At 68.0% G+C, this 25,055-nt stretch carries 20 protein-coding genes, 2 pseudogenes and 1 other annotated feature; of the genes and pseudogenes, 8 read left to right on the forward strand and 14 right to left on the reverse strand.

Going from position 1 to position 25,055, the window contains the following annotated elements; all coding sequences use genetic code 11:
* Window position 1: 1 nt before the first annotated feature.
* The 4 genes and pseudogenes from J2S75_RS13055 to J2S75_RS13070 form a co-directional block, all read right to left on the reverse strand.
* Complete coding sequence (locus J2S75_RS13055; protein WP_307020298.1) at window positions 2–637, reverse strand: uracil-DNA glycosylase family protein; 636 nt, start codon at window positions 635–637, stop codon at window positions 2–4.
* Between the two features lie 142 nt (window positions 638–779).
* Window positions 780–1,584, reverse strand: a pseudogene (locus J2S75_RS13060) (transposase).
* Window positions 1,145–1,300, reverse strand: a sequence feature (AL1L pseudoknot). Its footprint overlaps the pseudogene before it by 156 nt.
* Window positions 1,585–1,926: 342 nt before the next feature.
* Complete coding sequence (locus tag J2S75_RS13065) at window positions 1,927–7,650, reverse strand: autotransporter outer membrane beta-barrel domain-containing protein (RefSeq protein WP_307020299.1); 5,724 nt, start codon at window positions 7,648–7,650, stop codon at window positions 1,927–1,929.
* Between the two features lie 144 nt (window positions 7,651–7,794).
* Window positions 7,795–8,100, reverse strand: a complete 306-nt coding sequence (locus tag J2S75_RS13070) for a hypothetical protein (protein WP_307020300.1) — start codon at window positions 8,098–8,100, stop codon at window positions 7,795–7,797.
* Window positions 8,101–8,196: 96 nt separating this feature from the next.
* Here J2S75_RS13070 and J2S75_RS13075 point away from each other — a divergent pair.
* A pseudogene (locus tag J2S75_RS13075) lies at window positions 8,197–8,950 on the forward strand (IS5 family transposase).
* 131 nt (window positions 8,951–9,081) lie between these two features.
* Here J2S75_RS13075 and J2S75_RS13080 read toward each other — a convergent pair.
* Window positions 9,082–9,624, reverse strand: a complete 543-nt coding sequence (locus J2S75_RS13080; RefSeq protein WP_307020301.1) for a thermonuclease family protein — start codon at window positions 9,622–9,624, stop codon at window positions 9,082–9,084.
* A 191-nt stretch (window positions 9,625–9,815) separates the two neighbouring features.
* Window positions 9,816–10,838: a nicotinate-nucleotide--dimethylbenzimidazole phosphoribosyltransferase gene (cobT, locus tag J2S75_RS13085; RefSeq protein WP_307020303.1), complete on the reverse strand. Its 1,023-nt coding sequence runs from the start codon at window positions 10,836–10,838 to the stop codon at window positions 9,816–9,818.
* 193 nt (window positions 10,839–11,031) lie between these two features.
* Between cobT and bluB the strand changes: the two genes are divergently transcribed.
* From bluB to J2S75_RS13115, 6 genes are all read left to right on the forward strand, one after another.
* Complete coding sequence (bluB, locus tag J2S75_RS13090; protein ID WP_307020304.1) at window positions 11,032–11,721, forward strand: 5,6-dimethylbenzimidazole synthase; 690 nt, start codon at window positions 11,032–11,034, stop codon at window positions 11,719–11,721.
* Between the two features lie 12 nt (window positions 11,722–11,733).
* Window positions 11,734–12,516 carry an adenosylcobinamide-GDP ribazoletransferase gene (gene cobS, locus J2S75_RS13095; RefSeq protein ID WP_307020305.1) on the forward strand — a complete coding sequence of 261 codons (783 nt, stop codon included), beginning with the start codon at window positions 11,734–11,736 and terminating at the stop codon, window positions 12,514–12,516.
* 77 nt (window positions 12,517–12,593) lie between these two features.
* Window positions 12,594–12,773 (forward strand): DUF1289 domain-containing protein, encoded by a 180-nt coding sequence (locus tag J2S75_RS13100; protein WP_307020306.1) that lies wholly within the window; start codon window positions 12,594–12,596, stop codon window positions 12,771–12,773.
* Window positions 12,770–13,492: a TIGR02281 family clan AA aspartic protease gene (locus tag J2S75_RS13105; protein ID WP_244377573.1), complete on the forward strand. Its 723-nt coding sequence runs from the start codon at window positions 12,770–12,772 to the stop codon at window positions 13,490–13,492. The genes J2S75_RS13100 and J2S75_RS13105 overlap by 4 nt, the downstream gene beginning before the upstream one ends.
* Window positions 13,493–13,610: 118 nt before the next feature.
* Window positions 13,611–14,612, forward strand: a complete 1,002-nt coding sequence (dusA, locus tag J2S75_RS13110) for a tRNA dihydrouridine(20/20a) synthase DusA (protein ID WP_307020307.1) — start codon at window positions 13,611–13,613, stop codon at window positions 14,610–14,612.
* A gap of 49 nt (window positions 14,613–14,661) precedes the next feature.
* A complete protein-coding gene (locus tag J2S75_RS13115) occupies window positions 14,662–15,498 on the forward strand; it encodes a sulfite exporter TauE/SafE family protein (RefSeq protein ID WP_307020308.1) in 837 nt (278 codons plus the stop codon).
* 77 nt (window positions 15,499–15,575) lie between these two features.
* On the opposite strand, the gene J2S75_RS13120 is transcribed toward J2S75_RS13115, so the two are convergent.
* The 8 genes from J2S75_RS13120 to J2S75_RS13155 form a co-directional block, all read right to left on the reverse strand.
* Window positions 15,576–17,075, reverse strand: coding sequence for an aldehyde dehydrogenase (locus J2S75_RS13120; RefSeq protein ID WP_307020309.1), 1,500 nt, complete (start codon window positions 17,073–17,075; stop codon window positions 15,576–15,578).
* 27 nt (window positions 17,076–17,102) lie between these two features.
* Window positions 17,103–18,155 carry an Ldh family oxidoreductase gene (locus tag J2S75_RS13125; protein WP_307020310.1) on the reverse strand — a complete coding sequence of 351 codons (1,053 nt, stop codon included), beginning with the start codon at window positions 18,153–18,155 and terminating at the stop codon, window positions 17,103–17,105.
* Between the two features lie 24 nt (window positions 18,156–18,179).
* The gene (locus J2S75_RS13130) at window positions 18,180–18,998 is read right to left on the reverse strand and encodes an ABC transporter permease (protein ID WP_307020311.1); all 819 of its coding nucleotides are present in this window, start codon (window positions 18,996–18,998) and stop codon (window positions 18,180–18,182) included.
* A gap of 1 nt (window position 18,999) precedes the next feature.
* Window positions 19,000–19,767, reverse strand: coding sequence for an ABC transporter ATP-binding protein (locus J2S75_RS13135; RefSeq protein WP_307020312.1), 768 nt, complete (start codon window positions 19,765–19,767; stop codon window positions 19,000–19,002).
* A 71-nt stretch (window positions 19,768–19,838) separates the two neighbouring features.
* Window positions 19,839–20,849 (reverse strand): ABC transporter substrate-binding protein, encoded by a 1,011-nt coding sequence (locus J2S75_RS13140; RefSeq protein WP_307020314.1) that lies wholly within the window; start codon window positions 20,847–20,849, stop codon window positions 19,839–19,841.
* A gap of 50 nt (window positions 20,850–20,899) precedes the next feature.
* Window positions 20,900–22,123, reverse strand: coding sequence for a UxaA family hydrolase (locus J2S75_RS13145; RefSeq protein ID WP_307020316.1), 1,224 nt, complete (start codon window positions 22,121–22,123; stop codon window positions 20,900–20,902).
* Window positions 22,116–22,412, reverse strand: coding sequence for a UxaA family hydrolase (locus tag J2S75_RS13150; protein WP_307020318.1), 297 nt, complete (start codon window positions 22,410–22,412; stop codon window positions 22,116–22,118). The genes J2S75_RS13145 and J2S75_RS13150 overlap by 8 nt, the downstream gene beginning before the upstream one ends.
* 8 nt (window positions 22,413–22,420) lie before the next feature.
* The gene (locus J2S75_RS13155) at window positions 22,421–23,383 is read right to left on the reverse strand and encodes a dihydrodipicolinate synthase family protein (protein WP_307020319.1); all 963 of its coding nucleotides are present in this window, start codon (window positions 23,381–23,383) and stop codon (window positions 22,421–22,423) included.
* A gap of 251 nt (window positions 23,384–23,634) precedes the next feature.
* On the opposite strand from J2S75_RS13155, the gene J2S75_RS13160 reads away from it, so the two are divergent.
* Window positions 23,635–24,699, forward strand: a complete 1,065-nt coding sequence (locus J2S75_RS13160; RefSeq protein WP_307020321.1) for a GlxA family transcriptional regulator — start codon at window positions 23,635–23,637, stop codon at window positions 24,697–24,699.
* Window positions 24,700–25,055: the final 356 nt, after the last annotated feature.

Here is a 25,055-nt window from a genome sequence, read left to right on the forward strand (position 1 = left end):
CTCAACCCACCAGCCGCGCCACCTCGGCGCGCAGCACCGGCACCAGCTCGGCCTCGAACCAGGGATGGCGTTTCAGCCAGCCGGAATTGCGCCAGGAAGGGTGCGGCAGCGGCAGCAGGCGCGGCGCCTGCCGCGCCTCCCAGATTTCCCGCCAGCGCGCCACCCGATCAGTCAGCCCGCCGCCGGCGAAGCGCGCCAGCCCGAGCCGCTTGAGGTGATAATCCTGCGCCGCCGCCCCCACCGCGATGACGAGATCGAACGGCGCCCGCGCCGCGAACAGCCGGTCGTGCCAGAGGCTGGCGCATTCGCGGCGCGGCGGCAGGTCGCCGCCCTTGGCGTCCTGCCCGGGAAAGCAGAAGCCCATGGCGGCGACGGCGAAGCGGTCGGGGTCGTAAAAGCTCTCGGGCGTCACCCCCAGCCAGTCGCGCAGCCGGTCGCCCGAAGCATCGGTGAAGGAGCGGCCGGAGGCGTGCACCCGGGTTCCCGGCGCCTGCCCGGCAATGAGGATGCGGGCGCGCGGCCCGACATGCAGCACCGGGCGCGGTTCGTGCGGCAGCTTCCTGCCGCGCGGCGTCTCCACGCAGAAGCGGCAGGCGCGGATGGCGGCGAGAAGGGCGTCGAGGTCGTCGGCGGGCATGGCGGTTAGGCTCAGGACCTATTACTTTTTCCAGAGTTGTGATTCACAGTCTCCATTGAGCAGGCTGGCATGGGTGATTTGTTCCTGCTGAGCGAGCGACAGATGAACCGCCCCGGATTCACCGGAGGCCATTTGGTTTAAGTCATGCCGCCATGGCTGTCTCACCGAGCATGGCGTAGTAGCGTTCCTCGGCTTCGGCCGGCGGGATGTTGCCGATAGGCTCCAGCAGCCGGCGATGGTTGAACCAGTCAACCCAGGTCAGCGTGGCGAACTCGACGGCCTCGAAGGATCGCCAAGACGCCCGACGATGGATGACCTCGGCCTTGTAGAGGCCGTTGATCGCGCTCCGTAGACCTCGAAGTTCGCGGCGAACACGCGCTCGATCTCGGGGCGCAGAACCTCGTCCCGCTGCGCCCGTGCCGAGCACTTCGACGGATCAAGCCGCCGGGCGACATGCGCATGATAGGTCGCATAGGATCGCGGGACGCGATCCGTTCCGGATCGCTATGGGGCGATCGGCAGCAGCTTGCAGATCGGCTCGACCCCATACGCACCGCGATGATCATCGATGAACGCGATCATGTCTTCGAGCGGCGGTCGAGCTTCTCTCGCCCGACAGGCGAATGCCTGCATTCGCCGTTAGGGGCCATGGCGAAATATGCGGATGCCTTGCGCAGGATCTCGTTCGCCTGCCGCAACTCGCGGTTCTCGCGCTCAAGGGCCTTCAGCTTCGCCGACATATCCGTCGTCACGCCGGCCCGCTTGCCGGCATCGACCTCGGCCTTCTTCACCCACTCATTCAGTGAGTGCGCCGAGCAGCCGATCTTCGCCGCAATCGACACGATCGCCTGCCAGCGCGACGGATGCTCAGCCTCGTGGTCCAGCACCATCCGCACTGCGCGAGCGCGCACCTCAGGCGAGAACTTGTTCGTCGTCTTGCTCGTCATAGCCCCATCCTCTCAGGAGTTGGGGCCTCCGGCAAAGCCGGGGCGGTTCATGCTCCCGGAGCCGGCCGATAGCACGCGTCGCATTGGTGTCGTCGACGTCGCTGCCGGCCAGCAGCACACCCTTCTATTCGATCACGGCGAGGCGCCCGTCGTTCAACGGCACCACGAAATCGGGATAGAATCGGCCGCTTGCCGTGGGCAGCCACATCGTCGCGCCCTCGCCGCGCGCCCCGCCGCCCCCTGACCGCGGCTGCGCGGGTGACCCCCAATGCGCATATGAAAACGGCGCTGGTTCGCCGCCAGCGCCGTTTTTTCAGTGATCCCGGATGGCCGGGGGGGCGCTCAGAACCTCAGCGAGAACTGCGCGGTGAAGGCGTTCTGGCTCGCCTCGGCCGCGATCTGGCCGGAATAGTTCACCTGGATGGAGGCGTGGTCGGACAGCGAATAGGCCAGCCCCGCGCCGAAGATGGCGGTGTTCTCCGCGATCGGCACCCCTTCGACCTGGAACGGCGTCGGGCCGCCGAGGAAGCTCATGGTGGAGACCGGCGTGATGTCGCCGAAGGCGTGCTGCCAGCCGAGCGTCAGCGAGGGGGTCAGCGTGTGGCCCATCACCGAGAGGCTGGTGGCCGCGCGCAGGCCGAGCGTGGTGTAGAAGGTGTCCTGCCCGCCCACATTGACCGAGAGCGCCGCCGCCGTCACCGGGCTTTCCTGCGTGGACGCTCCGGAGAGGTGCAGATAGGCGAGGCCCAGGAACGGCTCGAACGCATAGCCGCCCACCGCCATGTCATAGGCCAACTCGCCGAACACCTGCGTGGTGTCCTGCGTGTAGCCGGACGAGGTGTTGCCGGAGAAGCCGGGGAACACGATGGAGCGGTCCATGGACACGTCATGCCACGTGTAGGACAGGCCGCCCCGCAGGGCCAGCGCGCCGATCTGGGTGCCGCCATACAGGCCGATGTCGTAATTGCCCATGGAGCCGTTGGAATTGCGTTCCGTCACGTCGAACTGCGACTGGCTGTAGCCGGCCAGGACGCCGATCCGGCTGTTGCCGGCCACCGCCACGTCGAGGCCCGCGAGGAAGCCGCCGATGGTGGAGGAGATGGAGGCCGCATTGGTGTTGCCAAAGGCATTGCCCCAGCCGCCATAGCCCTGCATCCAGAGGGTGGGCGTGTAGCCTTCCGCGAGCTGCGCCGTGGCGGGGCCGGCGGCCTTGGCCGCATAGGCCAGCGGCTGCGCGCCCTGCGGGGCGAGGCCCTGGCGCAGGCGGGCGCCCACCGCATCGCGCAGATAGACCGCCTCCTGCTGGATCACCGTGTTCACCGAGGCATAGGCCTCGCCGGAGATCTGGTCGAAGGCCGGCGCCACGGCGGAGGTCGGCAGCACGATGAGGGCGTCGTACAGCGCATTGCCGGGCGGCAGGTTCTGCGCCGCCAGCGCCACATTGACCTGGTTGAAGGTGGTGGCCAGATCCGTGAAGCCGACGCCGTTATAATCGAGCGTCAGATAGACGTTCTGGGCGTCATAGGTGAGCGAGGGGCTGAGGAAGGCGTAATCGCTCGTCACCGAACCGAACGTGCCGGTCAGCGTGCCCGTGGTGGTAAGGATGGCGTAGGTGCTGTTTGCCGCATAGGCGCCGAGCTCCGCGACCACCAGCACCGACGCTCCGCTATTGATGGTGACCGCACCGGTGGCGGTGATGAGATCGTGCTGGCCGTCCGGCGTCACGTCCACGCGGTAGGTGGAACCGGAATTGAAAGCGACGGTGCCGTTCACCGCGATGGTGCCCGGTGATTTGCCGGGCGCCGCCGTGCCCCCGGTCTCCACTACCAAGCCGCCGATCGTGCCGTTGCCGGCGATGACGCCGCCGCTGCCAACCGTGAAGATGGAGGAACTCACCGCGCCGGCCTCCAGCGCCACGCGGCCATTCTCCACCAGGATGGGGCCGGTATAGGCGCCGGGCGTGGCGAACAGCACGGTTCCGCCGATGAAGGTCACGGATCCCGAGCCGGTGATATTGCCCGGGAAGCTGTAGGTGCCCGAGCGGTTGAAGACGAGGCTCGCATTGTTCACCACATCGCCGAGGATGGAGCCCGTCGTGCCACCATTGCCGATCTGAAGCGTCCCGGCATTGATGGTGGTGCCGCCGGTATAGGTATTGGTGCCCGTGAGGATTAGCGTCCCCGCTCCGTCCTTCACCAGGGCGCCGCTGCCGGAGATGGTGCCGCTGAGGGTCAGGCTGGTGACGGCGGCGGTGGAGAGGGTGCCCCCGCCGGAGGCGAGGGTGACCGCGCGGGCGCTTTCGAAGCTCGCCGTGGTGGCGAGCGTACCGCCGGCCAGTGTCAGGCCGCCCGAGGCAGTACCTAGATTGGCGTCGTTCGCGACCTGCACCGTTCCGGAGACGATGGCGGTGCCGCCCTCATAGCTGTTGACGCCGGCGAGAACCAGCGTGCCCGCGCCGTTTGCGGTGAACCCGCCATTGCCCGACACCATGCCGGAGAGCGTGAGGCTCGTATCGATGGAAAGGACATTCGCGGAGCCCTCCAGCACCACATTGCGGGCGATGGTGAACGGATCGAATGAGGTATAGGCGACCAGAGAGCCGCCGGACAAGGTGAGCGCACCGGATGTGGCGCCAAGGCTCCTGTCGTCGCCCACCACCAGCGAGCTGCCGCCGGTGACCAGGGTTCCGCCCTCATAGCTGTTGGAATTCGCGAGAGAGAAGAGACCGCCGCCGGTCAAGGTGAGGGCGCCCGCGCCGGAAATGACGCCCGACATCATCAGCGGTTCGGCCCCGCTCCAGCTCAACGTGCCGCCGCCGGATAGAAGGGCCACATTGCGCGTGCTCGTGATGGCAGTGGTGAGCTTGAGCGTGCCGCCATCGAAGGTGAGGCCGCCCGACGCGGCGCCGAGCGCGGCATCGTCATCCACCTGGAGCGTTCCAGCGGAGAGCACGGTTCCCCCCTGGTAGGTATTCACGCCGGAGAGGATGATCGTCCCGCTGCCAATCTTGGTGAGAGCCCCGCTGCCGGTGATGGGCGCCGAAATGGTCGCGGTTACGTCCGCGCCTTCCGCCCAGACGCGTCCGCCGGTCCCAAGGTCAAGCGAACCGCCGGTGCCGGCGACCAGACTGTAGCCGGTCGTCAGGAATTCCACCGTTTCGAACGCCTGCGCGCCCTCGACCGTGACGGTGCCCGCCGTGCCATCGAACACGCCGGTCTTCCCGCCCCACGTCCCGGTCGTATCGTCCGGGTAAAGCCAGGGATTGGCGCTGGTCCAGCTTCCGCTGCCGCCCCGGCTGGTGCCGTTGGCACTCCAATATTGCAGGTCGCCGCCGCTGACGGTTTTCACCTGGAGATCCACCGTCTGCGTGCCGATTTCGAGCGCCGTGTTAAGTCCCGTCACAACTGGCACGGTCCCGAGCGTGAGGCCATTGTCGGTCAGCGTGCCGGCGCTGGAGAAGATGCGATAGACGCCGACGCCATAGCCCACCCCGCTGGTGATATTGAGCGTGCCGTCCACGGTGAGCGCGCCCGCCGTGGTGTCCGTAACGACGAACACAGCGGTGGAGGCGAGCGGATCGGAAAGATCGACGGTGGTGATCGCACCGCTCTCCAGCAGCAGCGAGCCTGCCGAAAGACCGCCCGAACTCTGCCCGCTTGAGAGCGTCGCCCCGTCGCGCACGGTCACCGCACCGACGACCGTGCCGCCCGACGCGATCAAGGTGGCGCCATTCGCCACCTCGAGGGAGCCACCCAGGGTAGGCGTGATGGAAGGAGACGGCTTTGACATTTCGAGCGTGCCTTCGGAAACGGTGAAGACCCCCGTATAGTCCGTGCTCGCATTTCTGAGAGTGAGCGTCCCGGTTCCTTCCTTGGTGATGTTTCCCGTCCCGTTGAACCGTCCGTTATAGGTTCCAGCCGCGGCCTGGACGATCGTCAGATCCTTCGCACCGAGCGTGAGAACTCCCGACGCGTTGCCCGTCAGATTCGTGATCGATGTTTCCGCCGGCGTGATCGCGGATATGTCGAAGCCGCCGTTAAGGGTAACGGAAGACGCGGTCGCGAAGCTTGCATTGCCTTGGAGAGAGAGGGCACCGCCGCTGCTCGTCACCAATCCACCCGTGAAGGCGGAAAGGTCGCCGGACATTGCGAGCGTACCCGCACCGCTCTTCGTGAGGCGGCCGCTGCCGGTCAAGGTTCCGGAAAAGGTCCAGGATGCAGCTATACCGAGACTGATGGTCCCGTCCCCCGCGCCCACCTCCACCCTGCGCGATGAGACCTGCGACGCTCCTTCGAGAATGAGGGTTCCCCCGTTCAAGATGATGGCGTTGCTTGCCGATCCCAATTGGTCCGTGTTCGAGACGGACACGCTACCGCCCGTGATAGTGGTGTCGCCGATGTAGGTATTGGCCGCGGAGAAGGACAAAGTCCAGGATCCGGTCTTCGTGAGGCCGCCACCGGAGACGCCGCCGCCCAGCGTCAGCGTGCCGCCAGTCACCGAGATAATGCTGCTTGAGCCCGCCTTGAGAGAGACCGGCCCGTTATAGGTCATGGTTCCCGTGGACCGGAGCGTCCCGCCCTCTATCCGAATTCCGGAAGCCGAAGACAGGCTGTTGGTGGACGAGACGCTCAATGTCCCGGCACTCAAGACATAGGCGCCGGAAAACGTATTGGTGGTGGCGAGTGAAAGCACGCCGGATCCGGTCTTCGTTATGGTGCCGTTTCCGCTGATGGCGCTCGACAGCGTGTAGTCGGTGTCCTGATCAAATTCGAGCGCGGTGGAGGCACCGGAGACGCTGATCCCCCCGTTAAGACGGGAATCCGTCTCCAGTGTGAGGACGTTGCTGCCGCCCGTGAAATCAATCGCCAGGGCGCGCGTGGACGTGGAGCCGCCGAGAAAACCGCCTTGGACCAGGCCGGTCGCAGTCACCGTGATGGCAAGATCGCCGCCGGAAATGCCCACGCCTCCGGCTCCGGCGGTCCCTGAGACGGTACCGATCCCCGCCGCGCCGCCATTGCCACCCACGACACTGTTTAAAATCGTTAAGGACACGCGACCGGTATTATTTTGAACCGAAATACCGCGCGCGCCCTTTCCGCCATTGCCGCCGACCGGCCCGCCATTACCGCCGCCACCGCCGCCGCCGCCGGTAATGCCACCCGTCAGGGAGATGCTCGAAGTCCCCAGATTGTTCAGCAACAGCCCGGTTCCGCCATTGCCGCCATCTGAGCCGTCTATGGCTCCCCCACCGCCGCCACCACCGCCGCCGCCGCCGCCGGCGATCGTGTTCGTGATCGTCACGGAGGACAGACTGCCTGTGTCGATGACCAAGCCGGCGCCGCCGCCGCCGCCGCCGCCGCCCAGGCTGCCGCCGCCACCACCGCCGCCATTGATGGAACCGGGGAGAGCAGGAGACGGAGGCCAGCTGCTCCCCAACATGTAGTAAGCGCGCGCCCCGCCGCCGCCGCCGCCGCCGCCGGACACGTTGAAGCCACCGCCGCCACCCCCGCCGCCGCCGCCGGTTCCAGCGCCGCCACCGCCACCACCGCCGCCGTCATCCGCGTCTCCGCCGGCCCCACCGGCAACTCCGCCTCCGTTTCCGCCCGCACCGACGTACCCCGCACCACCGCCACCACCGGGCGTGGGAGAATTGTTTCCACCGGCACCCGCCGAGTCGCCTGCCCCATTGGTCCCCGCGCCGTAAAGAGGCTGCTGACCAGTACCTCCGGCATACGTTCCCGCTCCGCCGGCCGCCGTGCCACTTGAATTGCCGCCGGCGCCGCCGGTCGCGCCCGACGCACCGGCACCGCCTTGCCCACCCGATGAGCCAACGGCACTCGAACCGAAGCCAACCGCCCCGCCGCCACCGCCGCCACCCCCGAGGCTCGACATGCTGCCCGCCGACCCGCCAGCCTGCACGCCCGCGCCGCCATCGCCGTCTTGGGACGACAGGGCGGGCAGGGCCTGGAGGCCAAGGCTCACGACGGCGACCGAGCCCAAAAGCGCGCCGCGCCCCAACGCCAAGCCAAGACGCTGCTGCTTGCGCCCATCACTACGTCCGGCCATGGCCCCCGCCCCGTCCATCCAGTATCTTAAGTCAACCCTATTGAATCCATTTTTACCGCTCAAGCTGGTGGCAGTTAAAGCTTTGAGAAACCTTCACGTGTGCGAGAAGCGTTACCCAGATACAACACGCCCAACGAGCTTCCGCTAAAACATCCCGTCGCGGTGGCGGAAAAGTTCCGGCGCCTGCGCCGAAATCCCCGTGCGCCGTGGCGTTCTGCTGCGGGCGGAGCCCCCCGCACTTGCCCTGCGCCGTCGCGTCCACATCGGTGCGTGGTCATAGAGATAGGCGCCGTCCGACACCGCTGTAGTGCTGCCTTCCGGGCTCAGCCAGACAGCCGCGGGGTTGCCGATCTCTCCGCGGGTGTCCGGGCCGGAGAACGGGATCACCGCGCCGGCAAGCGGCGGGTGCACGACCTCCGGCACGCCGATCACCGTCTCGGATTCCAGCACCGGGACAATCCCGCGTCCCGTGGCAACCAGACCTAGGCTCAGGACCTGTTACTTTTTCCAGAGTTGTGATTCGCAGTCTCCATTGAGGAGGCTGGCATGGTTGATTTGTTCCTGCTGAGCGAGCGACAGATGGCTCGGATCTCGCCGTTCTTTCCCTTGGCGCATGGGGTGCCGCGGGTCGATGACCGGCGGGTGGTGAGCGGCATCGTCTATGTGATCCGCAACGGCCTTCAGTGGAAGGATGCGCCGAAGGACTACGGCCCGCACAAGACGCTGTACAACCGCTTCATCCGCTGGAGCCGGCTCGGGGTGTCCGACCGCATCTTCGCCAGCCTCGCCGGCGACGGGCCCAAACCCGGGCGCATCATGATCGATGCCACCCATCTGAAGGCCCACCGCACGGCGGCGAGCCTGCTAAAAAAGGGGATGTTCGCCGTCGTATCGGGCGCACCAAGGGCGGCCTGAACTCCAAGCTTCACACCGTCTGCGACGGCGAGGGCCGGCCGATCATCATGATGCTGTCGGAGGGCCAGATGAGCGACCACAAGGCGCCCGCCTCGTCCTCGATGCCTTGCCGCCGGCGAGATGCCTGATCGCCGACCGGGGTTACGACAGTGCCTGGTTCCGCGAGGCACTGGCCGCCAAGGGCATCGTGCCTCGCATTCCTTCATCGCGGAGCCGCAAGCGGCCTTATCCCTAAGACAAAACCCTCTACCGGCAGCGGCACAAGGTCGAGAACCTGTTCGCCAAGCTCAAGGACTGGCGCCGCATCGCCACACGCTACGACCGATGCGCCCACACCTTCTTCTCTGCCATCTGCATCGCCGCGACTGTTATCTTCTGGCTCTGATCAGTGAGTCCTGGGCCTAGATAGGCGCGGCCGGACGATCCGTCATCCCGGACGGCCGCAGGTCAATCCGGGATCGCGTGGGAACGGAAGGCGATCCCGGCTCTCGCTGCATGCGGCGGGATGACGATGCCTCACTCCGTCGGCCTTGGATGGCGTGCCCGCCACTCCGCCGGCATCTCGAACGGGCCGGCCCAGATGCCGGCGCCGGCCGCCCGGGCCGATCGCTCCTCGCCGCGATAGGCGAGGCTCGTTGCCACCGCCCAGCCCTTGCGCACCAGCGCGGCGCCGATATCGGCACCGTCCACCGCGCAGCGGGCGACGGCGCGGCCATAGCGGTCCTCGTCCACCGGGCGGCAGCTCACCTCGCCCTGCGCGACCAGCGCTTCCAGCGCCGCCCGCGCCTTCATCCCGCAGGGCCAGCTTCGCCCGCCCTCGCCGCAGCTCTGGTGCAGTTCCGGCGCGTCGAGCCCGTCGAGACGCACCCGCTCGCCCGCGACTTCCAGGCTGTCGCCATCCGCCACCCGCACCTGCCCGGTGAGCGGGGGAATGAGGCGCTCCACCACCAGCGCCACGACAATGAGCCCGGCAGCGAGGAGGATGCCGCGCCAGGTTTGCGGCCGCCAGCCGCGCGGGGGGCGATGTCGTCGCCGATAGGTCAGCTTGTCGAACCGCATGGCGTCATCCCGGCCGAAGCGAAGCGCAGAGCCGGGATCGCTCGCCGGTTCCTTTTCCCTCAGGGCCGGGCTTGACCCGGCCATCCAGCCCCACCGCGCGCACCATCCGATAAAGGCTGAATTCCCGGGTCAAGCCCGCGGATGAGGGACGAAGGGTCAGACGCACCACGTCGCGCCGCACGGCCGTCCCTTCACGCCCCCGCCACGCCCGCTTCAGCAAAGGTCGCCATGCCGCCATGGCAGGCGAGCGCGGATTTGATGACACCGATGGACAAAGCCGCGCCGGAGCCCTCCCCCAGCCGCATGTCGAGATCGAGCAGCGGCCGCAGGCCCAGCCGCTCCAGCACCCGCCGATGCGCCGGCTCGGCCGAGACATGGCCGGCGAGGCAATGGTCGAGCGCGCGCGGGTCCAGCGCCTTCAGCACGGCGGCGGCGGCGGTGACCACATAGCCGTCGAGCACCACGGGCACGCGCTGCATGCGGGCGGCGAGGATGGCACCGGCCATCGCCGCCACTTCGCGTCCGCCCAGCTTGCGCAGCACTTCCAGCGGGTCATCCAGATGGCCGCGCGCGCGCACCACCGCCGCCCGCACCGCCGCGATCTTGCGCTCCAACACTTCGCCCGTCGCCCCCGTGCCGGGGCCGACCCAGTCGGCGGCGTCCTCGCCATAAAGCCCGTGGAAGATCGCCGCCGCCACCGTGGTGTTGCCGATGCCCATTTCGCCGAGGCACAGCAGGTCCGGTTCGCCGGCCAGCGCCTCCATGCCGAAGGCCATGGTGGCGGCGCATTCGGCCTCGGTCAGCGCGTCCTGCTCGACGATATCAGGCGTCGGCAGGTCGAGCGCGAGGTCGAATACCCTCAGCCCGGCGCCGAACACACCGCAAATCTGGTTCACCGCCGCCTTTCCGGCCGTGAAGGTGGCGACCATCTGCTTGGTCACCTCGGAGGGGTAAGGCGAGACACCCCGCCCCGCCACGCCATGGGTGGCGGCGAACACCGCCACGGTCGGCCGGTTCACCTGCGGAATCTCCCGCCCCTGCCAGCCGGCGATGAAAAGCGCGATCTCCTCCAGCCGCCCCAGCGCGCCGGGCGGCTTGACCAATTGCCCCTGCCGGGCGCTCGCGGCGGCGCGGGCGGCAAGGTCCGGGCCCGGCATCTGGGCGACGAGGTTGCGGATATCGTCGAAGGGCAGGCCGGTGGCGGAGCGCAGCATGGGAAGCCTCAGCAGCAGGACGGGCGGCGGCGGGACGGAACACGCCAAACCGGACGAAGCGGGGCGAAGAAGTGTCGCCTCGGGCGCCAAGGCGGGGTAGACCCTCGCCGAGGGACGCGCAACCCTCAGCATTGCAGCCGCCTCCTCGGGAAGGCGCATGGAAGCGCGCGGACGCGCAAGAAGGGGATCACGGATGGAAGCCCGTAAGGAGGCCCCCTTGGCCGCGGCTCTCAATACCCCTGCCGCCGCGCCGCCGGCCTTTGACGCGGCGTTTCGCGACCGGCTCGACACGCTGTTCGCCTGGCGGCGCGATGTGCGCTGCTTCCGCACCGACCCGCTGGACGAGGAAACGGTGCACGCCCTGCTCGCCACCGCCTGCCGCGCGCCGAGCGTCGGCTACAGCCAGCCCTGGCGGCTGGTGCGCGTGCGTGCGCAGGCCCGCCGCGCCGCCATTCGCGCCCTGTTCGAGACCGCCAATGCGCAGGCTCTGGCGCAGCAGCCGACGGAACGGGCCAGCCTCTATGCACGGCTCAAGCTCGCCGGGCTGGACGACGCGCCGGAACATCTCGCCGTCTTCGTCGAGCCTGATCCCGCCGCCGGCCACGGCCTCGGCCGCGCCACCATGCCGGAGACGGTCGCCTATTCCGCCGTGCTCGCCATCCATACGCTGTGGCTGGCGGCAGCGGCGCGCGGCATCGGCGTCGGCTGGGTGTCGATCCTCGACCCGCCGGCGGTCGGCGCGGCGCTGGACGTGCCGCCGCACTGGCAATTGGTCGGCTATCTCTGCCTCGGCTACCCCGCCGAGGCCTCCCCCGTGCCGGAGCTGGAACGCGCGGGGTGGGAACGCCGCCGGCCGCTGGCCGAGCTTCTGGTCGAGCGCTGAAGGCAAACACGCATGCCCGTGCCCGTGCTCTCCGATGTGCCCGCCGCGCTGCGCTTTCTCTCGCGCCTGCCGGTGCGCCTTCCCTCCGAACCCCGTGAGGACGGCCCGCCGGATCTCGACCGGCTCGGCCCCGCTCTGCCGCTGGCCGGCGCGGTGCTGGGGCTGATCGCCGCCGCGGTGCTGCTGCTCGCCCATGCCGCCGGGCTGGGCGATTTTCTCGCCGCGACGCTGGCGGTCACCGTGCTGGTGGCGGTGACGGGCGCGCTGCATGAGGACGGGCTGTCGGATGTCGCCGACGCGCTCGGCGGCTGGACCGTGGAACGGCGGCTGGCGATCATGAAGGACAGCCGCGTCGGCGCCTTCGGGGTGTGCGCGCTCATCCTCGCCTTCGCCCTGCGCCTCGGGGCGCTGACGGAGCTGCTGGCCGTCGGCCCGGCGGTGGCGGCGGCGGGGCTCGTCGCGGCGGTCGGCGTCTCCCGCCTCGCCGGGCTGTGGATGCTGGCCGTCCTCCCCTTCGCCCGGACCGACGGCCTCGCCCGCAGCGCCGGGGTGCCAAGCGCGACGAGCCGGTGGCGCGCGCTCGGCGTCGGGCTCCTCATCGCTTTCGGCCTCATCGTCCACCCCATCGGCCTCATCGGTCTTCTCGTCGCGAGCGCTTTCGCGGTTGTGATCTTCCTCGGCGTGGTGCGCCTTGCGCGCGCCCAATTCGGCGGACAGACCGGCGATGTCGCGGGCGCCGCGACGCTTCTCGTCGAAATCGCCTTCCTCCTCGGCCTGCTCATTGTCGCGCATTGACCCTTTCTGCCCGCCGGGGCTTAACCGGATGGACAGGAAAATGCGTCAGGATGAGTCGTCCCTTAGCGTACCGAATCATGCCGCAAACCCTTTCCACACCTTGCGTTTCCGTCTGCACGCTGGATGCCGCGGGGCGGACCTGCCTCGGCTGCGGCCGCACTCTGGAGGAGATCGGCGCGTGGCCGGCGCTCAGCGAAACCGAGCGGCGCGCCATCATGGCCCGCCTGTCCGCCCGGCCGGCCGGAGCCGCGCAATGAACGCTGATCGCCTGATGTGGATCGTCGTCATCGGCCTCGCCGCCGGCATCGGCCTGGTCTTCTTCGCCTCGCGCTATGGCGATGTCGCGGGCCTTGGCGCTAACGACTTGGCGCAGCTTGTGTTTTACGGCTCGCTGCTGCTCGTCGTCGGCGCCAGCGTGTTCGCCACCTTCACCGGCAGGCTGGGCGAAGCGCTGCGCGCGGCCGGCCTGTGGCTGGCGATTTTCGCTGTTCTCGCCGTGGGTTACACCTACCGCATCGAACTCCACGCCGTCGCCTACCGCGTGCTGGCGGAACTCGCCCCGGGCTACGCGGTCCCGCTGGCCAGCGACGGTCCCGCCGTCGAGGTCGCCCGCGCCCGCGACGGCGATTTCAACGTCCGCGTCGAGATCAACGGCACGCGAATCCCCATGCTCGTCGACACCGGCGCCTCCAGCGTCGTGCTGACGCCGGAGGACGCGGTGGCGGTGGGCCTGCCGCTGGAATTCCTCAGCTATGACATACCGATAGACACCGCCAACGGCCGTGGCCGCGCGGCGGCGGTGGTGCTTCAGCGCATCGGCATCGCCGGCTCGATCGACGAGCGCGACGTGCCCGCCCTCGTCGCCAGCCCCGGTACGCTCAAGCATAGCCTGCTCGGCATGACCTTCCTCTCCCGCCTCGGCAGTTTCGAAATTCGCGGGGAAAAGCTGGTGATGCGGGCGAAGGTGGTGGACTAGGATCCAGCGAGGTCTGCCAATCCGCCTCCGCGCGCCGGCGTCGAAAAACCGGCCCCAATGACGTAAGATGGCGAAATTCCGCGCCTCAGGGCCGCCAAACCGCTTGAAGCAACGATTTATGTCGACAAATCCGCCGCGTACCTTCTCGGTCGCCCCTATGATGGACTGGACCGACCGGCACTGCCGGGCGTTCCACCGGGTGCTTTCGGCGCGCGCGCTGCTTTACACGGAGATGGTGACGGCGAATGCGGTGATCTTCGGCGATCGCGACCGGCTGCTCGGCTATTCCCCGCAGGAGCACCCCATCGCCCTGCAGCTCGGCGGGTCGGACCCCGAGGCGCTGGCCAAGGCGGCGGCGATCTGCGCGGACTGGGGGTATGACGAGATCAACCTCAATGTCGGCTGTCCCTCGGACCGTGTGCAGGGCGGCAATTTCGGCGCCTGCCTGATGCGCGATCCCGCTCTCGTCGCCTCCTGCGTCGCGGCGATGAAGGCGGAGGTGGCGCTCCCGGTCACGGTGAAATGCCGCCTCGGCGTCGACGAACAGGACCCGGAAGAGGCGCTCGACGCCCTCGCCGACTCCGTGCTCGCGGCGGGGGCGGACGGGCTCATCGTCCATGCCCGCAAGGCCTGGCTGCAAGGACTCTCCCCGAAGGAGAACCGCGACATTCCCCCGCTCGACTATGATCGGGTATACCGGCTCAAGGCCCGCCTGCCCGGCGCGCCCATCAGCCTCAATGGCGGGCTCACCACGCTGGAGACGGCGCAGGCGCAGCTTGCTCATGTCGATGGGGTGATGCTGGGCCGCGCCGCCTATCAGCAGCCGGAACTGCTGCTGCGGGTCGATAGCCTGTTCTTCGGCGAGGCGGACGGGCACGCCGACGCCTTCGCGGCGGTGGAAGCGTTCGAACCTTACATCGCCGCCCATCTCGCGGCAGGCGGGCGGCTGCACGACATCACCCGCCACATGCTCGGCCTGTTCCCCGGCCGTCCCGGCGCGCGTGCCTATCGCCGCCACCTTGCCATTGAGGGTGTCAAGCCGGAAGCGGGGCTCGATGTGCTGCGAATTGCCGTCAATGAGGTCCGCCGGGCCGAAGAACGCCGGTCGCTTGTGGCGTGAATCCGTGCCATCACGGCGGGCCGATGGAACGGCGTGACGTGGTGGCGTGATGGTACAGGCGATTCCTCTCGAACATCTGGTGTGGCTTTCCGGCGTGCTGCTGGTGGCGGGGCTGGCCACCGGCATTCTCGCCGGCCTGTTCGGCATCGGTGGCGGCGCCATCGTCGTGCCGGTGCTGTACGAGGTGTTCGGCGCGGTGGGGGTCGACGATTCCGAGCGCATGCATCTCTCGGTCGGGACCGCGCTCGCCATCATCGTGCCGACCGCGCTGCGCTCCTATTTCGCCCATCGGCGCCGCACCAAGATCGACAATTCCATCATGCGGCAATGGGCGGCCCCGCTGATCGCCGGCGTGGTGGCGGGCACCGCGCTGGCGGCGGTGTCGCCGGATGTGGTGCTGAAGATCGCCTTCGTTCTGTTCGCGGCACTGATGTCGTCGAAGCTGCTGTTCGGCCGGGATCACTGGGTGCTGGCGGAGACGCTGCCGGGCCGCCTGCCGATGACGCTCTACGGCTTCGGCATCGGCGCGTCGGCGCCGCTGATCGGCATTTCCGGCGGCGGCATCGCCACCGTGGTGCTGACTCTCTACCGGGTGCCGATCCATACCGCCATCGCCACCTCGGCCGGGCTTGGGGCGCTGATCGCGGTGCCGGGCACGCTGGGCTACATCGTCAGCGGCATCCCGCATCTCGACGATCTGCCGCCCTTCTCGCTCGGCTATGTCTCTCTGCCGGGTCTGGTGCTGGTGGGCGGCATCGCCACGCTGGCGGCGCCGCTGGGGGCGCGGCTGGCGCACGGCTTCACCAAGCGCCAGCTTGAAGTCGGGTTCGGCCTCTATCTGCTCATCGTCGGACTGCGCTTCGTGGTGGCGCTGGTGGCGGGGTGACGCCGCCCGGTCTTACCGGGCGGCCTGGCTCCCCCGCGTTCCGTGCTGTGCCCCGACTGAAGGAGAGGCCCCTGCCCTCACTTCAGCGACAGCCAGATCGTCTTGGTCTGCAGATACTGGTCGATGGCCTCGGTGCCATTGTCGCGCGCCATGGAGCCGGAGCGCTTGTAGCCGCCGAAGGGGGTGGTCACATTGCCTTCGCTGAAGCCGTTGATCGCCACCGTTCCGCACGGCAGGCGCTTGGCGAGGTGGAAGGCCTTGTCGATGTCGCGGGTAAAGATGGTGGCGTGCAGGCCGTAATCCGTGTCGCGCGCAATGGCGAGCGCCTCGTCGACCCCGTCGACCGGGATCACGCCCAGCACCGGGCCGAAGATCTCCTCGCGGGCGATCCGCATCTGCGGGTCGACATTGTCGAACACCGTGGGGTCGACGAAGGCGCCGGCAAGCCCCTCGCTGGCGCCGCCGCCGGCGAGGGTCTGCGCGCCCTCCGCCTTGCCGATCTCGATATAGGACAGCACCCGCTCCTTGTGCTCGGCGCTGACCATGGAGCCGAGATCGGTCGCCGGGTCGAGCGGGTCGCCGACCACCAGCGCCCGCGTCTTTTCCAGCACCCGGTCGAGAAAGGCGTCCTTCACCTTGCGATCGACGATCTGGCGCATATTGGCCGAGCAGTTCTGCCCGCCATTCCAGAACGCGGCATTGATGGCGGAGGACACCAGCGTGTCGTCAATGTCGGCATCGTCCAGCACGATCATCGGGCTCTTGCCGCCCATTTCCAGCCCGACCGGCTTGAGATTGCTTTCGCTGGCATAGTTCAGGAAATAGGCGCCGACCTCGGTGGAGCCGGTGAAGGACACCGCGTCGATATCGTTATGGCGGCCAATGGCCTGCCCGGCCGTCTCGCCGAAGCCGGGCACCACGTTCAGCACACCGGGCGGTAGGCCGGCCTCCATGGCAAGTTCCGCGAGCCGCAGCGCGGAAAGCGGGGTCTGCTCCGCCGGCTTCAGCACCGCCGAGCAGCCGACGGCCAGCGCCGGCGCCAGCTTCCACGCCGCCATCAGCAGCGGAAAGTTCCATGGCAGGACGAGGCCGACAACGCCGATCGGCTCCTTGACGATCATGGCGACGACTTTTTCGGCGGTCGGCGCCACCTTGCCGAACGCCTTGTCGGCGAGTTCGCCATACCACTGGAAGAAGGTCGGCACCTCGTGGCTGATCTCGTTCAGGCAGTCCTTGATGGTCTTGCCGCTGTCGAGGCTCTCCAGCACCGCGAGTTCCTCGGCGTTGGCGCGCACGAGATCGGCGAGCTTCAGCAGCACCGCCTTGCGCTGCTCCGGCGCGGCGCGCGACCAGTCGCCGGCCTCGAACACACGGCGCGCCGCCTTTACCGCGCGGTCGACATCCACCCCGTCGCAGGCGGCGACCGTGCCGAGCCGCGCCCCGGTGGCCGGGTCGACATTCTCGAACACCTCTCCCGACGCCGCCGCCGTCCAGTCGCCGTCGATGAAGGCGTGGCTGGGCAGGGTGAGGCGTCCGGCGATCATGCGGTACTGCTCGGCGGATTTATAGGCGCTCATCGGGCGGGTCTCCGGGGGATGGGGCGGTCAGGCGGCAAGCGGAACGAGGGCGGGCAGGCGGAAGCGTGCGGCGAGCGCGGCGAGGGAGTCGGCGATACCGTCATGCAGCGCGACGCCCTCGTCGAGCGCCCGGCGTTTGCGGGCGAGGCCCGCCTCGCCGGGCAGGCGCACGCGCGGCGCGCCTTCCGGCACGCGCGAGGCGCGGCAGGCGTCGGCAAGCCAGCCGGTCTGGCGGGTGAAGCCGTCGAGCCCGCCGAAGGCGGCCGGCGACAGGGCGAGGACCAGCACGCTGGCACCCCAATCGCGCGGCGCCTCGGCGCGGCCATAGCCGCTGAGCCCCTGCGTCATCGCCTCCACCATGAGCGACAGGCCATAGCCCTTATGGCCATGGTCGAGCCCACCGATCGGCAGGATCGAGCCACCCTCTTTGAGCGCGACCGGATCGTCGGTGGCGTTGCCGTCGCGGTCCTTGAGCCACGCGCCCGGCAGACGCTCGCCGGCGGCGCGCGCCCGCCCGCACATGGCGGCAGTGGTGATCGAAGTGGAGACGTCGATCAGGATCGGATCCGGCTCGGCGGGAATGCCGGCGGCGATCGGGTTCGGCGTCATCACCGGGGTCAGCCCGCCGAACGGCGCGACATGGGCGTCGCTGGGGTCGGAGGAATAGACGAGCGTGAGCATTCCCGCCCGCGCCGGCGCTTCCAGAAAGGTGGCGAGGCAGGCAATGTGGTGGCTGCGCCGCAGCGCGATGGCGCCGATGCCGAAAGTGGCGGCGCGGCGCACGGCTTCCTCCACCGCCAGACGCGTGGTCCAGATGCCGGGCAGCCGCCGTGCGTCCCAGGTCGCGACGGCAGCCTGATCGGCGATCACCGCCGGCCGGCCCTCGCGCTCCATGGTGCCATTGTCGAGTTCCTCGACATAGTCGGCCAGCAGCGCCAGCCCGTGGGTGGTGTGGCCGAGCAGGTCCGCCTCCACCAGCCCGAGCGCCACCGAAGCGGCCGGCTCGGCGGGCAGGCCGGCCTGCACCAGCGCCGTCTCGGCAAGGGAGAGAAGATCGCGATACGCGAAACGCGGCGTCATGAAAGGCCCTTCGGAAAACTGCGCTCAGTGGCGGCGCAGCGTGATGTGCCAGGGGATCAGCAGCTTCTCCGCCAGCGAGACGGCGCCGAACAAAGCGAGGCCGAGCAATGTGAGGAAGAAGATGCCGGCAAAGGCGAGATCGGGCCGCATGTTTCCGGTCGCGATCTGGATGTAGAAGCCGAGCCCCTGGTCCGAGCCCATGAACTCGGCGATGGTCGCGCCCACGGTCGCGTTCAGCGCCGCATATTTGAAGCCGACGAAGCACTGCGGCAGGGCGGCGGGCAGCCGCACCTTCCAGAAGGTGCGCAGCGGACCTGCCCCGGTGGAACGGCAGAAGCGGGTGAGTTCGTCGGACAGCGAGCCGAAAGCATGGATCGCGTTCAGCGCGACGGGGAAGAAGCACACCAGCACGACGATGATGACCTTGGGCAGCAGCCCGAAGCCGAGCCAGGCGATGAACAGCGGCGCGAAGGCGATCTTCGGCACCATCTCCAGGCTGACAAGGAACGGGTAGACGGTGCGCTGCAGCGGCTTCCAGAAGGCGATGGCAAGGCCCACCGGCACGCCGACGCAGATGGCAAGGGCGTAGCCGATCAGGCTCTCCGCGCCGGTGATCAGCGTGTAGTCCAGCAGCCGGGGAATATCCGCCCAGCCATTGGCGGCGATCTGCGAGGGCGTGGGCAGGATGTAGCCGGGGATCTTGAAGATCACCACGGAATATTCCCACACCAGGAAGAAGCCGATGAAGAAGGCGGCGAAGGGCCAGGAGACGCGCAGCGCCAGGGCGACCCGGGCGGCGACCCGCGTGGCGAGGCGTGCGGCGAGGCCGGGTTCGGGCGGCATGCTAGAGGACACCATAGTCATGGAAGATCCCCTGAATCTCGCGGACATACTGGGTGAACCGGGCGCTCGCCTTCACTTCGAGATTGCGCGGCCAGGGCAGGTCGATGTCGATGCGGCGCTCGATCCTGCCCGGGCGCGGCGTCACCACGCAGACGGTGGAGGAAAGCTGCACCGCCTCCTCGATGGAGTGGGTGACGAACACCACCGTCGGCCGCTTCTGCATCCACAGCGTCTGCAGGTCGCTGCGGATGCTCTCGCGCGTCATGGCGTCGAGCTTGCCGAGCGGCTCGTCGAACAGCAGCGTGTCCGGCTCGTGCACCAGCGCCTGGCAGAAGGCGGCGCGCTGCTGCATGCCGCCGGAAAGCTCATAGGGATGGCGGCGCTGGAAACCGTCCAGCTTCACCGAGCGCAACAGGTCGCGAATGCGGTCGGCATAGTCGCGCGGGTCCAGCCCGCGCAGTTCAAGCTGCAAAGCGACATTGCCCTCCACGGTGCGCCAGGGCACCAGCGTGTTGTCCTGGAACATGATGCCGATATCGGTGCGCGGCCCCTCGACCTTGCGGTCGTCGAAGAAGATCTCGCCCCGGCTCGCGTCCAGCAGGCCGGCGATCATCAGCATGAGGGTGGACTTGCCGCAGCCCGACGGGCCGAGCAGCGAAACGAAGCTGCCGGATTCGATGGTCAGGTCGACCGGACCGAAGGCGTGCACCGCCGCCGGACCGACGCCGAACGTCTTTGTCAGCGACCGGATGTCGATCGTTGCTCCCATGACGCGTCTGCACTCCCTGAGATACGGAACGGGCGGAGAGGTTCTCCCCGCCCGCGCGGGCTCGCAAGTCTCTACTTCGGCAGGAAATCATTGGTGTAGAAGAAGCTCGCCGGCTCCTTGGTCTCAAGGCCGTTATACTTCTTCATCAGCTCGATCATGTCGTTCCAGTCGGCGGGAACGTTCATGCCGAGCACCTTGCCGGTATTGGCCTTGGAGTAGAGCACGTCGAGGGTCACCTTCTGCACCTCGGCCGCCTGCTTCTTTCCGGCTTCCTCGTTCATGGTGCCGCCGACGATGTCACCCATCGCGTTGACCGCCGCCTGCGGGTCGGCCTCCGCCGCCTTGTAGGACTTCACCGTCGCGGCGAGGAAGCGCCGCACCAGATCCGGGTTCTTCGCCACCGTCTCCCTGGAGGTGACGATGCAATAGCCGACCTGATTCACGCCGAATTCGGAATAGGGAAAGGTGATGGGTTGCGCCCCGCCGGCCGCCTTGATCTCGGCCGGCTTGTCGTCAAGGCCGCCGAGCATGCCGACCGTGCCGCCGGCGCCCTGCAGATAGCTCGACACCAGCGCGCCGTCCGGCACATTGATGATGCCGACATCGCCTTCGGCAAGGCCGGCATTCTTCAGCACCAGCGGAAAGAAGGTGTTCACCCCGGCATTGGAAGTGGTGAGCAGCTTCTTGCCCTTGAGGTCGGTGATCTTGGAGACGCCGGCATCCGGGCGCACGATGATGGCCTCCGTCCCCATCGCGTCGATGACGGCGACCGAGATCAGCGGCGCGCCCTTGGCGGCAAGGTTCACCAGCCCGGCGCAGGAGCCGTAGGAGAAGGTGCTGTCGCCATTGGCGACCAGCCGGTGCGCCGAGCCCGAGCCGTTGCCGGAGCGGATGTCGAGATTGATCCCGGCATCCCTGAAATAGCCGCGGTCCTTGCCGAGGGCGAAAGCCGCGTGTGAGCCGTACCACATCCAGTTGAGCCGAAGCCTCACATCGTCGAGGGCCTTGGCCTGACCGGCACCGAACAGGCTGACGGCAAGAAGCGCCGCGCCGGCAAGTCGCTTTCCGAGTGTTGCAGACATGATCATTGCGATCCCCGCTCTGGTTATTGCTTGTGCGATACTGACGTCGCTCAGACCGGCAGGCAGCCGGGGCCGAGCGCTTCGTAAGTCTTGTAGGACAGAACGAATTCCTGGTGCCCGAGCGCTTCGGACTTGGTCGGCGCGCCCGAAGCCGCGGCGATGACGGCGTCCACCAGATGGCGGCCGACATCCTCCACCGTCTCCACGCCATCGGCGATCGTGCCGCCATTGACGTCCATGTCGCCTTGCATGCGGCGATAGGTACGCGAGTTCGACACGCCCTTGATGACCGGGGCCACGGCCTGCCCGACAACGGAACCGGCGCCGGTCGTGAACAGGATCAGATGGCAGCCGCTCGCCACCATCTCGGTGATGGTCTGGGTGTCGTTGATGTTGGGAATGCCGTAGCGCACCGGCCCGTCATTCACCGTGTCCATGAGATAAAGGCCGGGCCCGGCTGGGCGCACCCCCGGCTTCAGCAGGCCGCGGATCGGGCGCGAGCCGCTCTTGGCATAGGCGCCGAGCGATTTTTCCTCCAGCGTCGACAGCCCGTATTTGATGTTGCCGCCGCCGAAGCTGCCATGGCCGAGCGCGGTATAATACGCGTCCGCCTTGCGCACCGCGCCGCGCAACGCCTCCGCGAGTTCCGGCGTGGTGGCGCGGCGGGCCATATGCTCCTCGCAGCCGATCAGCTCGCAGGTCTCCTCGAACATCACGGTCGCGCCGGCATCGACCAGAAGGTCGCTGGCATGGCCGACCGCCGGGTTGATCGTCACCCCGGACAGGCCGTCCGAACCGCCGCATTTGGTGCCGATGACGAGATCGCTGAGCGCGACCGGCACGCTCTCCATGGCCGCGAGGGCGGTGAGCTGTTCCGCCACCCAGGAGCGCCCCTGCGCCACCGTGGCGGCGGTGCCGCCGCAGGCCTGAATGGTCAGCAGTTCGACCGGCCGTCCGCTGGCGGCGATCGCCGCCTTGAGACGGCTGCGCTGGAATTCCTCGCAGCCGAGCGAGACCAGCAGCACCGCGCCGACATTGGGATGGGTGGTAAGGGCGGTCATCACCCGCTCGGCATAGTCGCTGGGGTAGCAGCCGGGAAAGCCGATCAGCTGCGCGCCTTCCATTTGATGCGGCGCCGCGATCATGCGGGCGACATGGTGGGCGCACTCCACGAGATAGGCGACCAGCACATAGTTGCGGATGCCCTTGCGGCCATCCTGGCGACGAAATCCGCGCATGCCGGCACGCGGGGCAGAGGTGGCGAGGCTACTCATAATGGTCCTCGTCATTGTTGAGGTAGCGGCTGGCGACGTTGTGGACGTGGACGAGACGCCCCTGCCCGATCGCCGCCCGCGTGACCGCCACCTTCATGGCGAACCGCACGATGTCCTGACCCTCGCCGATGTCGCCCAGCGCCAGCTTGTGGCCCTGGGGGATATCTTCCAGCGCCTGCAGCGATACGCCGGTGAGCGTCGCGGCCCGCTCGCCGGCGCGGATGTCGCGCAGCGCGATGCCGACATTGTCGCCGGCAGCCAGGATGATGAGGTTCGCCGCGCCCGCCATGGTGCCCCTCAGCCGGCCACGAGATTGGGCGTGCCGATGCGGCGCATCATGTCGAGCGTCGCCGCGCGGTAATGCGGGCGGGCGTCGCGCGTCGGCGGGCGGCAGCGGCTGGAGGGCAGGCCGACGAGTTCCATGCACAGCTTGTCGAGATAGCCGTCGCCGCTGGTGAAATCGCGCTCGATCTCGACCCAGAGCTTGTAGAACGGCATGGCCTCTTCCACGAGCATGCGCGCCACTTCGGTGTAGTTGCCCGCGCCGATCTCGCGCACCAGCTTCAGCCCCCATTCGGGCCAGAAATTGCACAGATGCACCTCGAACGCCTTGGCGCCGAGCGCGGGCATGGCGCTGAAGGCGAAGAACAGATTGTTGTCGATGATGGTGAAGCGCTTGGAGAAATGCGCCGCCACGCTCTCGAATTCCATCGCGTCGGTGCGCGGGGTCGCCCATTTCAGGCCGACCACATTCGGGATCTCCGCCAGCCGCTCCACCATCCGGAACGAGATGTTCGTGGTGTTCCAGAAGGTGTTGTAGATGATGATGCCGATCTCCGGCGCCGCTTCCGCCGCCGCGCGGACGAACTCCTCGAAATCCGCCTCGGTATGGCTGAAATAGAACGGGCACGACACCTGGATGAAGTCCGCCCCGATGCGCTGGGCGGCCTTGGCGAGACGGATCAGTTCCAGCGTGCTCGTGGTCTGCGCGCCCATCGCCACCGGGACGCGGCCGCCGACCTCGTCGATGACGATCTCCGCCACCCGCACCCGCTCGTCGAAGGTCATGGTGGAAAAATCGCCCGCCGCGCCGCCGGCGAGGAACACGGCCGTCTCGGCGGTCAGCCCGCCATTGATGAGGAAGCGCACATAGGTGCGCAGCGCGGCCTCGTCGACGGGAAACCCTTCCTCGTCGCGGAAGGGCGTCGGCACCGTGACATAGCAGCCTTCGAGCTTTTTCTTGAGAATTTCCGTCTGCACGTCACCACTCCGCAGCTCGCGGCAGCCACGCGTCATCCCGCGCCCACGGCCGGACGGCCGCAGACGTTCACGGACGAAAGCGTCGCGTGCGCACTCAAATGTCGTGTCAACAAATCCCGGCGCCGAGGGGCCCGCCAGCGGTTCCCCGGATCATTCCGTGGCCTCATAGTGACGGCAAAACGCCGAACGAGTTGACATATCTGGCCTCATTTTTGATGTTTCTGGTCAGCCCGGCGACGACGAGACCCCCCATGCCCAGCCCCTCGCCTGCCACGGACTCCCCCGGCCTGCGCGAGGGCGGGGTCCCCGCGTTCAATTTCATCCTGCAGCCGGAATTTCCGCTGAACGCGCTGGTGCTGGCGAGCGAGGCGCTGCGCATCGCCAACCAGAACAGCGGGCGCGAAATGTTCCGCTGGCGCTTCGTCTCCGAGGACGGGGCGCCGGTACGGGCCAGCAACGGGCTGTGGATGTCGGCGGATGACAGCCTGCAGTCCATGCCGGCCGCCGATTTCTATCTCGTTTTCGAGGGCAATTTGCCGATGCAGCGCAATTCCTCGAAGCTGCTCAGCCAGTTGCGCACCGCCGCCCGGTTCGGCGCGTCCATCGGCGCGGTCGATACCGGCACCTTCGCCCTCGCTCAGGCCGGGCTCATCGACAAGCGCGAGGTCGTGCTGCACTGGGAGGCGGTGCCGACCTTCCGCGAGCGTTTCCCCGGCGTCGGTGTGAACGGACAGATCTACCTGATCGACGGCCAGCGCCTCACCTGCGCCGGCGGCATCGCCACGCTCGACATGATGCTCGATCTCATCGGGCGGCTGAAAACGCCTACCCTGGCGAGCGAGGTGGCCAATGCGCTGGTCTACGCGCCCCGCCCGGCCGCCACACCGCAGCGGCTCGACGACGCGCCGGCCGCCGCCGCCCCGGCCCTGTCCGACCGGATCGTGGCGCTGATGGAGCGCAATCTGGATTTCCCCCTGCCGCTGGACGACATCGCGGAAGCTCTGGCGGTGTCACCGAAGACGGTGCAGCGCGAATGCCGCCGCTCCTTCGACGAGACGCCGATGCGGCTTTACCTGCGCATCCGCCTGCAGGCCGCCCGCAACATGCTGTTCTATGAGGAATTCGGCATCAAGGATGTCGCCACCGCCTGCGGCTTTTCCTATCCCAGCGTTCTGTCGCGCGCGTTCCACGCGCAATTCGGCATGACGCCCCGCGACTTCCGCACCTCGCTGCGCCGGCAGCAGAACCAGACCTACCGCCCGGAAGTGCGGCGCCTGTCGATCACGCCACCCGGCCGGGTCTCCGGCCGCGCCTGATCGCCCGGATCGCAGCAGGACACGAATGTCGTTTTATCGACATTTCTTTAGAGAAAACGCTCAAAAGGCGACGCGCATAACCGCCATCGCGTTCCTCCCATGTGAAGCGCGCAGAGGCATTTCCGGGCGCCGCCAGCAACGATGCGGCGGATATGGGCCAGCCCCGGAACGTCACGGCACGGCCCGCCCCCAGGCCGTGCGATACGCTCCTATCGTCATAAAAGACGAATCTTTTCAGCTATATGGACTTTCGTCTGAGAATATCTGGGCGCCCCTTGCCCGCGATAAGACCCCTGCGGCGGCGCCACCTCGGCGGTCTCTGTGTTGGCAAAAAGCCACACAGGGCACGCGGCCCG

The organism is Ancylobacter polymorphus (assembly GCF_030813495.1).
In the GTDB taxonomy this organism is placed as follows: domain Bacteria; phylum Pseudomonadota; class Alphaproteobacteria; order Rhizobiales; family Xanthobacteraceae; genus Ancylobacter; species Ancylobacter polymorphus.